The sequence below is a fragment of the Mycobacterium saskatchewanense genome, from assembly GCF_010729105.1.
In the GTDB taxonomy this organism is placed as follows: domain Bacteria; phylum Actinomycetota; class Actinomycetes; order Mycobacteriales; family Mycobacteriaceae; genus Mycobacterium; species Mycobacterium saskatchewanense.
Map to the genome: position 1 here is coordinate 2169561 of NZ_AP022573.1, position 12630 is coordinate 2182190.

The window sequence follows — 12630 nt, forward strand, 5'->3', positions numbered from 1 at the left end:
CACTCCAAGAATTCGTGGAGATAACGAAAAGGCCAAGATCAGAACGTTTTCTCAACCGCCGGACCGCCGGTCGGCAGCGAGAGAAGGACAACGCCATGAAGACCTGCAAGAGCGCCGCCATCGCCAGGGCGGTTACTGTCGCGGCGGCCGCCGGTGTCATCGCCCTGGGGTCGGCCACCCCGGCCGGCGCGGCCTCGGGCACCATGTATGGCGACCCAGCGGCCGCCGCCCAGTGGTGGCGCCACCAGAAGTACGACGACTGCGTCATCATGTCGAGCGCGGACCTGGTCGGCCAACTGACCGGCAGGGAACCCTCGGAGGGGGCGATCATCAAGGAGGCCCAGTCCACGCCGAGCGCCATCCACCCCGGCTCGATCTACATCAAGCCCTCCAACACCAAGGACCCGAACTCGGGGCAGGGCACCGTGTTCGGCGACGTGCCCACCCTGCTCGAGCAGTACAAGATCGACGCGGTGATCAGCGACAAAGACCACGCGGCCAAGTCCGGGATCCCCGCCGGCATCGAGGGCGTCGAGCACCTGTTGGGCACTGGCCATGCGGTGATGGTCAGCGTCAACGCCGAGATGATCTGGGGCCAGCCGATCGAGACCGAAGACGACAACGGCAACCCGGTGTCCGACCACGCCGTGGTGGTGACCGGTGTCGACACCGCGAACAACGTCGTGCACATCAACGACAGCGGAAGCCCCAAGGGCCGCGACGAGCAGATCCCCATGGCCCTCTTCGTCAAGGCGTGGGACACCAGCAACGAGCTGGTCGTCGTCTCCACCGACACGGTCGGTCATTGACAGCCCACATCGTTTTGAGCAACAAAAGAATTCGCGTGATCCAGGCAAGGGCCTTGGCGGACAGCACCTTCCAGGTGTGCCGCGCGGCACGGGAGGGCCGCCAGCACAACGCCGCCGCGCCAACCCGGCGATGCGCGGCGATCCGCGGGTTCTTACCGAATCCACTCGATTCGTATCACAATGACATCATCGATGATCGACGGCGGCCCGGAGGATCCGAGGGGTTGGTAAGCGCGATGGTGGACACACGTCTCGAACTCGGCCTGCTCGGGCCGCTGGAGATGAGCGTGGACGGCGCCACGGTGCCATTGGGCACCCCCAAACAGCGGGCGGTGCTGGCGCTGCTGCTGATGAACCGCAACAGTGCCGTCAGTGTCGACCGGTTGATCACCGCGCTCTGGGAGGGCTGGCCCCCGTCGGGCGCACGGGCGAGCATCCATTCCTACGTGTCCAATCTGCGGAAGCTCCTGAGCGTCCAGGGAATCGACCCGAAGGGGGTGTTGGCGGCCGCGCCCCCGGGCTACCGCCTGAGCGTCCCCGACGACGCCTGCGATCTCGGCCGGTTCATCACCGAGAAGACCGCCGGGGTGCATGCGGCGGCGTCCGGCCGATTCCCGCAGGCCAGCGTGCACCTGTCGGCCGCATTGGCGCAGTGGCGCGGACCGGTGCTCGAGGACCTGCGCGACTTCCAGTTCGTCGAAACCTACGCCATCTCGTTGGTGGAGGAGAAGATCCTTGTTCACACGGCCCTGGCGGAGGCCGAAATCGCCTGCGGCCGTGCGTCGTCCGTGATCGCGGAGCTGGAAGCCCTGACCGCGGAACACCCCTACCGCGAGCCGCTGTGGAACCAGTTGATCACGGCCTACTACCTCACCGAGCGCCAATCCGACGCGCTGGCCGCGTTCCGCCGCGTCAAGGCGACGCTCGCCGAAGACCTCGGCATCGACCCCGGACCGACCCTGCGCGGCCTCAACGACCGGATACTGCGCCAGGAGCCGCTGGACGTCAAGAGATCGGCGAAGACCACCGCGGCGGGAACCATCACCGTACTCGACCAGCGCACCCTGGTATCGGGGCAGAAGGCGGTCGCATATTTGCGGGAGCCCTCGGGGCGCAGCCACCCATTGCTGGCGGCGGCGACCCGGATCGGGCGGCTCAGCGACAACGACATCATGCTCGACAGCCCCAACGTCAGCCGCAATCATGCCGTTATCGTCGACACCGGCACCAACTACATTATCAACGACCTCCGGTCGTCGAACGGCGTGCACGTCCAACACCAGCGGATCCGCTCTGCCGCCACGCTGCACGACGGCGACCACATTCGGATCTGCGATCACGAGTTCACGTTCGAGATGACCGGAGACGGCAGCGACGGATGAATTCCGTTGCTGTGCAACGGGTCAGGCGGGCCGCTCGGCGGCCCACGGGCGGGCACGCCGAAAGATCCGGTGATGCAATGATTCTTGGTCGCCGGCCGTTCGCCACGCGCGCCTAGGTGGCAATGCGTTTGCTGGCCCCGCGTCGCGGGCGTCGGTTGTTGGTAGGGTCGGCGGGGTCAAGGTTGGCGGGAGGATCAGGGATGAGCGGGGCGCCGAGCTCGCGGGCGGGGTCGAAGTTCGGTCCGTACGAACTCAAACGGACCCTTGGCCGCGGCGCGATGGGCGAGGTCTATGAAGCGGAGCACACCGTCAAGGGCTGGACCGTCGCCCTCAAGCTGATGTCGGAGTCCGTCAGCCGTGACCCGGTGTTTCGCGAGCGGATGAAGCGCGAGGCGCGGATCACCGGCAGGCTGCAGGAACCGCACGTGGTGCCCATCCACGACTACGGCGAGATCGACGGCCAGATGTTCCTGGAGATGCGCCTGATCGAGGGCACCGACCTCGACGGTCTGCTCAAGCGCCACGGGCCGCTCACCCCGCCCCGAGCGGTCGCCATCATCACCCAGGTCGCGTCGGCCCTGGACGCCGCCCACGCCGCCGGGGTGACCCACCGCGACGTCAAGCCATCCAACGTCCTGGTGACCCGCGACGACTTCGCCTACCTGGTCGACTTCGGCATCGCCAGCGCCAACACCGACGAGAAACTCACCCAGGTCGGGACGGCGATCGGCACCTGGAAATACATGGCGCCCGAACGCTTTTCCAACGACAAGGTGGATCATCGCGCCGATATCTACTCGCTGGCTTGCGTCTTGTACGAATGCCTGACCGGCTCCCCGCCATACCAATCCGACAGCGCCGGGGTGCTGGTCAGCGCCCACCTGAACGAACCCGTACCCCGGGCGAGCTTCCACCGCGCCGGCATCCCGAAGGCCTTCGACAGCGTGATCGCCCGCGGCATGGCCAAACATCCGCAGGATCGCTACGCGAGCGCCGGTGAGCTGGCGCGCGCCGCTGCGGACGCGCTTACCAGCCCCGATCGCGAGCAGACGGTGAACATCTTGCGCCGCAGCGCGGAATCGACGCTGCCCGGCCAGCGGGACGCACCCCAGCGGGCGCCGGTGAACCCGCTCAACTCCGGGGGCATCCCGGCGGCCCCGCCCGGCGGCTATGCCCACCCCGCCGACAGCGGGCCGATGCGCGGACCCAATCAGCCCAACGGCCCGTACTACCAAACGCGTTGGGCCGGTGCGCCGCCGATCGTGCCTGGGCCGATCACCGGGCCGCCGCCGTGGGGCCACGCCCCGCCCAGGCGCAACCCCTGGGTGATCGTCGCCGTCGCGGCAGCGATCGTCGCGGTCCTGATCCTCGTCGCCATCGGCGTCGCGCTCGCCACCAACGACGACGACAACGCCGCAACGGCGCAAAGCTCGACGACCACCGCACACACAACGACGAGCCGAACCGCAACGACCACAACGACATTCACGTCTCCGTCGAACCCCTCCCCCGGTACCGTGGACCGGCTGCTGGGGCTGTTGCCACCCGGCTACCCGCCCGGCTCCTGCAAGCCGCAGGGCCAACCGATGCCGGGATCGGTCGTCTCGGTCGTGTGCGGGCCGAACACCGATCCCGACGGCCCGTCGGTCTCGGCGTACGGGCTGTTCTCGGACCTGCCGGGGTTGCAGGACGCCTTCACCGGCTTCAGCAAGAGCGACACCCTGGTCCCATGCCCGGGCGGCAAGGCTTCACCGGGTACCTGGTGGCACACCAAAGACCCGAACACCGTCCTCGGGCAGCTCGCGTGCGGCACCTACAAGGGGGACGAGCCGCAGGTGATGTGGAGCAATCAGCAAACCATGGTGTTCGCCCTCGTCGGCGCAAAACCCCAAGGACCCAACCTCGATCAGCTATACAAGTGGTGGACGTCGCACTCTTAGGGCAGTCATGACGCCGAGCTCGGACTGACCGCCCACGCCGATCAACGCATCGACAGCCTGTCCGGCGGTCAGCGCAAGCGCACGAGCGTTGCGCTGGAACTGCTGACCAAACCGTCGCCGCTGTTCCTCGACAAGCCCACCTCGGGCCTCGACCCCGGCTACGCGAAGTCGGTCATGCAGACCCTGCGCAGCCTGGCCGACGACGGCCGCTCGGTCGTGGTTGTCACCCACAACACCGCCCAGCTCAACCTTTGCGACCGGTTGCTGATCCTGGCACCGGGCGGTCGCCTGGCCTACTTCGGTCCGCCCCGGCAGGCGCTGAGCTACTTCAACTGCGACGACTTCGCGGACCTGTTCAACTTCCTCGAGCACGACACCACGACCGACTGGACGGGCCGGTTCGTCGCATCTCCCCTGCACGACGCGCTAACCGGTTCCCGTCCGGCCCAGCGGCCCCCGCAGCCGTCCGGGCCGGCCACCAGGCCGGTCGCGCAGCGGAGCGCGTTCACCCAGTTCCTCACCCTGTGCCGGCGGTATCTGGCGGTCACCTCGGCCTGCTGGGCGTCGTGGGCCTACCGCCTCCCGACCAATCGGTGGTGCTGCCCTGGCCGCGGGTGGAGGTCGCGGTCGCCGTCACCGTGGTTTCGATGATCATCGGCCTGCCGATCTCCACACTGATCGGCAAAGCCGACCGGGGGAAGCGCTGGCGGTGCTGGTGGTGATGGCGGAGCTCGTGCTGTGCGGCGTGATGCTCGGCGTGAAGGGCAGGCCCCCGCTCGAGCAGCTGGCGTGGCTGTCGCCGTCGCGGTGGGCCTATGCCATGGCGGCGTCCACCGTCGACCTCAACGACCTGCGCCGGACCGCGGCCGGGGATCAGGATCCGCTGTGGGACTACACGATCAGCAGCTGGCTGATCGCCGCGGGCGCATGCGCCGCGCAGGCCGTGGTGCTGGTGATCCTGCTCGCGATCGCGCTGAGGCGGCTCGACCCGCAACGCAAGGCCGGGAGGTGATTCGGTCGGCGGCGTCACGCGCCGGCCGGTCCGCGTGCCGCTGGCCGCCGGCGAGCCGCACCACGTCCGGACCAGGCGGCCGGCGGCATGATTGCTGGACCGTGGCTTGCAACCGACCGATCGGGCCGCGAAATTGTTGGTATGGTCGGCGGGCCTGGTTGGTTTGGAGGTTCTCAGATGAGTGACGGGCAGGCCTCGCGGGTGGGTTCGGTGTTGGGGCCCTATCACCTTAAACGGCTGTTGGGCCGGGGCGGGATGGGCGAGGTCTACGAGGCCGAGCACACCGTCAAGGAGTGGACGGTGGCGGTGAAGTTGATGACCGCCGAGTTCAGCAACGACCCGGTGTTTCGGGAAAGGATGAAACGCGAAGCCCGCATCGCCGGGCGTTTGCAGGAACCTCACGTGGTGCCCATCCACGACTACGGCGAAATCGACGGGCAGATGTTCCTGGAGATGCGCCTGATCGAGGGCACCGACCTCGACAGCGTGCTCAAGCGCTACGGAGCCCTGCCCCCACCGCGCGCGGTGGCCATCATCACCCAGGTCGCCTCGGCGCTGGACGCCGCGCACGCGGCGGGGGTCATGCACCGCGACGTCAAACCCCAAAACATCCTTATCACCCGCGACGACTTCGCCTACCTGGTCGACTTCGGCATCGCCAGCGCCACCACCGATGAAAAGCTCACCCAGCTGGGCACCGCCGTGGGGACCTGGAAATACATGGCCCCGGAACGGTTTTCCAACGACGAGGTCACTTACCGCGCCGACATCTACGCCCTGGCCTGCGTGCTGCACGAATGCCTGACCGGCGCGCCGCCCTATCGCGCCGACTCGGCCAGCGTGCTGGTCACCGCCCACCTGATGGACCCCATCCCCCAACCCAGCACCCAACGCGCCGGCATCCCGAAAGCCTTCGACGCCGTCATCGCCCGCGGCATGGCCAAAAAGCCCGAAGATCGCTACGCCACGCCCTCCATCCTTCCGACCACCAGAACCACCCTTCCCGCAACCCCACCCCCCACCCCCTCCACCCGCCCCCACCACCGCACCGCGCCCCAGCGGCCACCGCCCAACCCCCGACCCCACTGGCCTACACGCCCACCCCGCAGTACTACGCCACCCCCAGCTACCCCAGCCCCGCCCCCAACTGGAACACCCCTCCCCCTCAGCAGCCCCCCGCCCCCTGGAACCAACCTCCCCAACGCAAACGCAACCCCTGGCCCCTCGTCGCCGCCATCGCCGCCGTGCTGGTGCTCGTCATCGGTGGCGTGGGCGCGTGGTTCATCTTCCGACCCAAGCCGGTGCCGCCACCGGACCCCGTCCCGACGGATCGCCTCGCCGCACTGCTGCTGGACCCTTCCGAGATCAACTCGATCATGGGTGGTTCGAGTATCGAGCCCGGGAGCCCCATCACGTCCATGGACACATCCTCGGCGACGCTCTCAGCGCCGGACTGCCGCGCCGCCCTTTATGCGAGCCAGAGCACGGTGTACGCCGGCAGCGGTTATACGGGGGTGAACGACGTGGTGTCCCGGGAACCGGGCGACAACAACGACCACTGGGTGGACCAGGCGGTGGTCGGGTTTCCGACCGCCGACAAGGCAAAGGCTTTCCTGCAGACGTCGGTGGACAAGTGGAAGGGCTGCGCGGGTAAGAGCGTGAGCGTGACCAATAGCAACGGTAAGAGCTATCGGTGGACACTCGGGCAACTCGAGGGCGCCCCGCCGAAGATCAGCATGACGGAGACCCAGGAGGGCGCCGAAGGGTGGGCGTGCCAGCGCGTTGCGAGCGTCGCGAACAACGTGATCGTCGACCTCAAAGCGTGCGGGTACCACATCACCGATCAGGGCATCCAGATCGCCGACAAGATCGTCGGCAAGATCGACAAGGAATAGTCACGCGACCAGAGGTCAAGTCGCGCAACGCCCCGCCCTATGACGGAAGGTCGGGCCCCTGCGCACGCAGGTCGTCCACCGCGGACATCGCCTCTCGCAGCTTGGCCAGCCAGTCCTCGGTGTGCTCACCGACCAGCTTGACCGCCCACGCGAGCGCGTCGGCCCGCGACCGCGCGACACCCGCGTCGACCAACGTGTCGAGCACCTGCCGTTCCGGCTGCTTCAGGCGTGTCATGACCGGTACGGCGATGTGGGTGAACAGGATTCGCTCCGCGCCCGATTCGGAACCCACCTCGACGCCCCAGGAAACCTTGCGCCCGTAACGATCCTCCGCTTCGTCGGCGATGCGCATCCGCTCCGACCGGGTTTCTTCCCGGAACCGGGCGACCCGGCCCTTGGCGCGGTCCCCGCTTTCCGCCTGTCCGGCACCTTCCTGTTCCGCCAGCTTGCCGACGACCGTGATCTCTTCACGGTCGACGACGACAGTCGGGTCGCCCTCGAACCACGATTCTGGGAGGCGTCCGGCGAACCACTCCGCGGCGCCGCTCGCGTCGGGTTGCTGGGCTTGCTGCCAACCGCCGGGACGGCCATACCGCCTGCCGTGGGTGTGATGTGATTTCATGATTACATGATTACACCGTTGCATTGGTAACGGAATGGGCGTTCGCCGAGGGTGAACCTGCCGACCGCGCGTCGGGACCGCCTTCGTCCGCGGAACCATTGATGTGGCCAGCTCAACGTTGTATTTTTGCTAGTGAAGCAGGCCCGGAAGCGACCGATTCGAAGCGCCGGAGAATGGGATAGGAATCCGGCCACGTACGACACGCGCATGACGGAGACGTACGCCCCCAGAGTCGCCCGGGCCTGCCTACGTCTACGCCGCGTCGTCCGCCCACCCGACGCTCCGCTTTTGGCGAACCATTGAGGGTGAATCCTGCACGATCGTGATGCGCAAACCTGCGGACTGCCCTAACATGCCGGTGTGGCCGCACTCCGGCTGCGGTGCCATGGGTGCGGCACCGCGTTCTACGGTCGCGCGGATGCGCGCTATTGCTGCAACGCGTGCCGGCAAAAGGCCCACCGCGTCCGCGCCCGACGCATCGCTCTCGCTGCGACGGTGCCCCCTCTGGAGCTGAGTCGCGCGCTGACGCAGGCACAGCAAAACCGGGAAGTGGCGCGCACGGCACGCTTGCGTGCGGAGGCGGCACGCCGGGCCGCCCAGGAAATCAGGGTGCAACGGGCCGTCCCGCGCTGACGCTCGTGTTGTCCCGACCGACGCCTCGCGTCAGCCGCGATCCCGAGCGCCATTTCCCCGGCGCACACGGAACAGCTTGACTTCGTTCTTGATGCCCTTGAGGCGGCGCGCCCCCGCGAAGGACCCCACAAAATCCCCGCCATCCTCGATGGCTCCCCACACCGAATCCGCGACCAGCACCGTGCCCGGGCGGGCCACCCCGGTGACGCGGCTCGCGACATTGACGGGGCTGCCGAACCAGTCGCCGGCGCGGCTCACGGCCATCCCGGAAGCCATCCCGGCCCGCAACCGGGGGAAGTCGTTGTCGGTATCCACGCCGTCGACGAGCTTCAAGACGACGTCGAGCAGGGGAACCGGATCCGGGCAGACGAACATCACGGCGTCGCCGATCGTCTTGATGAACCGCACCGGCGGGGCGGTCACGTCGCGGGCGAGGTCGGCCAGCCGGTTGGCCAGGTGCCCCAGCTCTTCGGCCGATACCGCCTCACCTATCCGGGTGAACCCGACGAGGTCGGCGAAGCCGACGGTGACCTCGCGCGCCCCGGGCAGCGGTTGGCCGGCGGCCCGCTCGGCGGCGTTGACGGCCTCGGTCTCCATCATGTGCCGAAGCTGCATGAACAGCATGTCCTGAATCATGGGGCCCAGCAGCGGGGCGAGCTGGCTCACCAATGCCTTTGAGGCCTTGGCGATTTCGACCTCGGTGGCGCCCGGGCGCATGATCGCCGAGAGCGCGGAGTAGCGCATCACCTCCGCGGCGCGCGACAGGCCTTCGGCCAGCACCCGGACCACGAGGACCACCGTGTCGGGGTCGAGGCCAAGGTCCACGAACAGTTGGGCATAGGCGGCGGCTTCGCCGTCCGCGCGCATGTGGACGACCGCGTCCGGATCGTCCACCGAGACGAGCCCGATGGCACGCTGCAGCCGTTGCAGGAGTTCCAGGTCGACGCCGTGGGTCTCGCTGATCTCCCGGGTCGACACATAGGTGCCGTCGTCGCCGACCAGGTGCCGGGTGGCCAGCAGGAGCGGCGGGCTGGTCGCACGGATCTCGTCGGCGGTGACGCCCTGCTCGAACAGCCATTCCACGAGCTCCGCCCGCTCGGCGCGGGCGGCGCCCTCGAGCCCGTCGAGCAGATCGCCGATTTGTTGGTTCTGCCCCTCTTCCTCCACGACGTGAAGGTACAACGCCGACCAGATCAACGGGTTCGACCGTTGTGCGGGTGCACCGCGGTGCGTCGCCGGCTCAGGAGAACGGGGGCCGGCGGTGCGCCCACGGCCGCGCCGTTTCGATCTGCGCCGACAGCGACAACAGAGTCGCCTCGTCGTAAGCGCGACCGACGAGCTGCACCGACATCGGCAGACCGGCACCGTCGAGGTCCCAGGGCACGGACGCAACCGGCTGGCCGGTCAGGTTCCAAATCTGCTGGTAGGGCACGCGCTGCGCCACCAGCAGCAGCGTCGACACCGCGCCCCGGCGGTGGTAGGCACCGATGCGCGAAGGCCCGGCCGCCGTGCCCGGCGTGACGACGACGTCGACGTCGTCGAAGATCGACTGGATGCGCGCGTTCAGCGCCGGTTCCGCGGCCACGATGGCTTCCATTCGCCGGTCCGAGAAGTAGGAACCGAGGCGCGCGATGTTGCGGGTGCGGGGTTCGAGACGCTCGGGATGGGCCTGCGCGTCCGCCTCGTCGCTGATGCCCCGCAAATATCGGGGCAGGTAGTTCGCCGGGATCACCGTGGCCGGATAGTCGGGATCGGCCACGACCACCTCATGGCCGAGATCGCGAAACAGCGCGCCGGCCTGCTCGAGCGCCGTCAGCTCCGCCTTGCCGACCCGCACGGGCAGCGGAGTCGGCGACTTGGCGCTCAGGGCGATTCGCAACGTGCCGGGGTCACGCGCCGCCGCGTCGGTGAACTCGCCTTCGGGCCCGGGCACCGTCGATGTCGCGTCCAGGAACAGGGCGGCGTCCTGCACCGATCGCGCCAGCGGGCCGTTGACGCTCAGCCCGTACCACGCGTTGTCGTGCGGCTCCAGGGACACCCGGTCGCGTTGGGGCTTGAGGCCGAACAGTCCGCACCACGTCGCGGGGATGCGAATCGAGCCGCCGCCGTCGGAACCCAGCGCGAGGGGCGCCAGCCCCGCCGCCACGGCCGCGGCACTGCCCCCGCTGCTGCCGCCGGGGGTCCGCCGCAGGTCCCACGGGTTACGGGTGGCCCCGAAGGTCAGCGACTCGGTGTACGGCATCATCATCAGCTCCGGCACATTCGTCTTGCCGATGATGACCGCGCCCGCGGCGCGCAGCCGGCGGACCACCTCCGAGTCGGCGGTCACGGCGGGGCCGTGGCCACCGCTACCGCAGGTCGTCACCTCGCCGGCGACGTCGGTGTCGTCCTTGATCGCGATCGGCACGCCGAGCAGCGGCAGCCGCTCGCCGGCGTCGAGGCGGTCCTGGGCGACGGCGGCCTCGTAGCGCGCGCCGTCGGCCAACACCACGCGATAGCAGCGCAGTTGGTCGTCCAGCCGTGCGATTCGTTCGAGGTAGATCTCGAGCAGGTCCGGTGAGGTCAGTTCACCATCGGCAAGCATCTGGGCCTGTGCGGCCGCGCCGGCGAAGGCCACGTCGCGAGCGTCCACTGCGGCAGCGTATCCCGCTCACCGGGGCCGGTCCCGGGGCACCCCGGCCGGCTCGACCAGTACCGTGGGCGACATGTCCTGCGTGTTCTGCGCGATCGTCGCCGGGGAGGCCCCCGCCATCCGGATCCACGAAGACAACGACTACCTCGCCATTCTCGACATCCGCCCGTTCACCCGGGGCCACACCCTGGTGCTGCCCAAACGCCACACCGTCGACCTCACCGACACCCCGCCGGAGACGCTGGCCGGGATGATGGGCGTCGGCCAGCGGATCGCCCGGGCCGCCCGCGCGACGGAATTGGCCGATGCAACGAACGTGGCGATCAACGACGGTCGCGCCGCCTTCCAGACGGTCTTCCACATCCACCTGCACGTGTTGCCGCGGCGCAACGGCGACAAGCTTTCGGTGGCCAAGGGGCTGCTGCTGCGCCGGGATCCCGACCGGGAAGCCACCGGGCGGATCCTGCGCGAGGCCTTGGCCCGGGTCGACGCGAACCGAGCGGACTGAGGCCCTGACCGCCTGATCCGGCGGGGACGGCGGCCCGCCGCGTTCGTGGGCCGCGGCCGCCGACTAGAACAGCTCTTTGGCCAGCAGTTCCAGAGTGTTGACGCGCGCCGGCGCAGTGGCGGGGTCGGTGCCTTGGTACGCCGACGCGACCGGATGCACCATCACCTCGTCGACGTCGAACCGTTCGGCGAGCGCGCGCAGCTGCCCGGCGGCCTCCCCCGCCGTGCCGACGACCGCGCGCCGCAGCCCGCTTTCCACGATGCGTTGCTGTTCCGGGCTGAGCTGGGCCACTTCGGCCTCCTCGACCAGCGGAACCGGCCCCAGCGGCTGCCCGGTGCGCAGCCGCGCCATCACCTGCAGGTTGGGCAGCATCAAAGCCATTGCCTCGTCTCGTGTTTCGGCCACCGCGGCGTTGACCGTCAGGAACGTCAGCGGCTCGGGGGTCAGGGCGCTGGGCTTGAAGCGGGAACGGTAGACCTCGAGCGCCTCCTCGGTCCCCTGCCCCGAAAAGTGATGCGCGAACACGTAAGGCAGACCCTTGGCGGCGGCCAAGTGCGCGGAGTACATCGACGAGCCCAGCAGCCACAGCCGCGGCTCGCCTGCCGCGGCTGGGGTGGCCTTGAGCCGGTACTCCCCCGACCGCAGCGGCACCACCACGCCACGCGCGCTCATCAGCGCGGCCACGTCGTCGAGGTAGTCGGGAAAATTCTCGATGTCGCGGTCGTCACGGCCGCCGCGCAGGGCGTACGAGGTGACCGGGTCGGACCCGGGCGCCCGGCCGATGCCCAGGTCGATGCGCCCCGGGGCGGCCGCTTCCAGCAGCGCGAATTGCTCGGCCACGGCCAGCGGCGCGTGGTTGGGCAGCATCACGCCACCCGATCCCAGCCTCACGTGCGTGGTTTGCGCGGCGAGGTAGGCGATCAAGACCGGCGGGCTGGTCGCGCCCACCGACGGCATGTTGTGGTGCTCGGCGACCCAATAGCGGGTGAAGCCCAGCCGGTCCGCCGCCTGCGCCAGCTGCACCGTGGCCGCCAGCGCGTCACCGGTCGTCTGGTCGCTGCGCACCGGGACGAGATCGAGTACTGAAAGATGCACGATGGCGTCAACGCCATGGGCGGTGCGAACGTTCCCCATCCTGGGCGAGCAGACGCAAATCGTCCGCGCGCTCGGCGTGTCGCAAGCTTTTGCGTCTGCTCA

General features: G+C 68.8%; 8 protein-coding genes and 2 pseudogenes. 6 read left to right on the forward strand and 4 right to left on the reverse strand.

The genetic code is table 11. The features are described 5' to 3' along the window. The first annotated feature begins 95 nt into the window (after nt 1–95). The 5 genes and pseudogenes from G6N56_RS09990 (at nt 96) to G6N56_RS10015 (ending at nt 7038) form a co-directional block, all read left to right on the forward strand. Complete coding sequence (locus G6N56_RS09990; protein WP_085255519.1) at nt 96–809, forward strand: C39 family peptidase; 714 nt, start codon at nt 96–98, stop codon at nt 807–809. A gap of 236 nt (nt 810–1045) precedes the next feature. Next, nucleotides 1046–2191 (forward strand): BTAD domain-containing putative transcriptional regulator, encoded by a 1146-nt coding sequence (locus tag G6N56_RS09995; RefSeq protein ID WP_085255534.1) that lies wholly within the window; start codon nt 1046–1048, stop codon nt 2189–2191. Between the two features lie 200 nt (nt 2192–2391). Next, nucleotides 2392–4131, forward strand: a complete 1740-nt coding sequence (locus G6N56_RS10000) for a serine/threonine-protein kinase (protein WP_085255520.1) — start codon at nt 2392–2394, stop codon at nt 4129–4131. A gap of 15 nt (nt 4132–4146) precedes the next feature. Beyond that, nucleotides 4147–5143 (forward strand): annotated as a pseudogene (locus G6N56_RS28985) (ABC transporter ATP-binding protein); the annotation flags it as partial. 177 nt (nt 5144–5320) lie between these two features. Then, a pseudogene (locus G6N56_RS10015) lies at nt 5321–7038 on the forward strand (serine/threonine-protein kinase PknH/PknJ). 37 nt (nt 7039–7075) lie between these two features. Here G6N56_RS10015 and G6N56_RS10020 read toward each other — a convergent pair. The 3 genes from G6N56_RS10020 to G6N56_RS10030 all read right to left on the reverse strand — a co-directional run bounded on the left by G6N56_RS10020 (nt 7076) and on the right by G6N56_RS10030 (nt 10925). Next, nucleotides 7076–7660, reverse strand: coding sequence for an ATP-binding transcription factor AbmR (locus G6N56_RS10020; protein WP_085254110.1), 585 nt, complete (start codon nt 7658–7660; stop codon nt 7076–7078). A gap of 663 nt (nt 7661–8323) precedes the next feature. Beyond that, nucleotides 8324–9460: an adenylate/guanylate cyclase domain-containing protein gene (locus tag G6N56_RS10025; protein ID WP_163645101.1), complete on the reverse strand. Its 1137-nt coding sequence runs from the start codon at nt 9458–9460 to the stop codon at nt 8324–8326. A 73-nt stretch (nt 9461–9533) separates the two neighbouring features. Next, nucleotides 9534–10925, reverse strand: coding sequence for an amidase (locus tag G6N56_RS10030; RefSeq protein WP_085254111.1), 1392 nt, complete (start codon nt 10923–10925; stop codon nt 9534–9536). A 73-nt stretch (nt 10926–10998) separates the two neighbouring features. Between G6N56_RS10030 and G6N56_RS10035 the strand changes: the two genes are divergently transcribed. Next, the gene (locus tag G6N56_RS10035) at nt 10999–11433 is read left to right on the forward strand and encodes an HIT family protein (protein WP_085254112.1); all 435 of its coding nucleotides are present in this window, start codon (nt 10999–11001) and stop codon (nt 11431–11433) included. Between the two features lie 63 nt (nt 11434–11496). Here the strand turns inward: G6N56_RS10035 and G6N56_RS10040 are convergent, their stop codons facing one another. Continuing rightward, nucleotides 11497–12528, reverse strand: a complete 1032-nt coding sequence (locus G6N56_RS10040; protein ID WP_085254125.1) for an LLM class flavin-dependent oxidoreductase — start codon at nt 12526–12528, stop codon at nt 11497–11499. Between the last annotated feature and the right edge of the window lie 102 nt (nt 12529–12630).

What these genes read in the sequence shown, in the direction of transcription:
- G6N56_RS09990 (WP_085255519.1), top strand. Translation starts at nt 96, where the DNA reads ATGAAGACCTGCAAGAGCGCCGCCATCGCCAGGGCGGTTACTGTCGCG.
- G6N56_RS09995 (WP_085255534.1), top strand. Translation starts at nt 1,046, where the DNA reads ATGGTGGACACACGTCTCGAACTCGGCCTGCTCGGGCCGCTGGAGATG.
- G6N56_RS10000 (WP_085255520.1), top strand. Translation starts at nt 2,392, where the DNA reads ATGAGCGGGGCGCCGAGCTCGCGGGCGGGGTCGAAGTTCGGTCCGTAC.
- G6N56_RS10020 (WP_085254110.1), bottom strand. Translation starts at nt 7,660, where the DNA reads ATGAAATCACATCACACCCACGGCAGGCGGTATGGCCGTCCCGGCGGT.
- G6N56_RS10035 (WP_085254112.1), top strand. Translation starts at nt 10,999, where the DNA reads ATGTCCTGCGTGTTCTGCGCGATCGTCGCCGGGGAGGCCCCCGCCATC.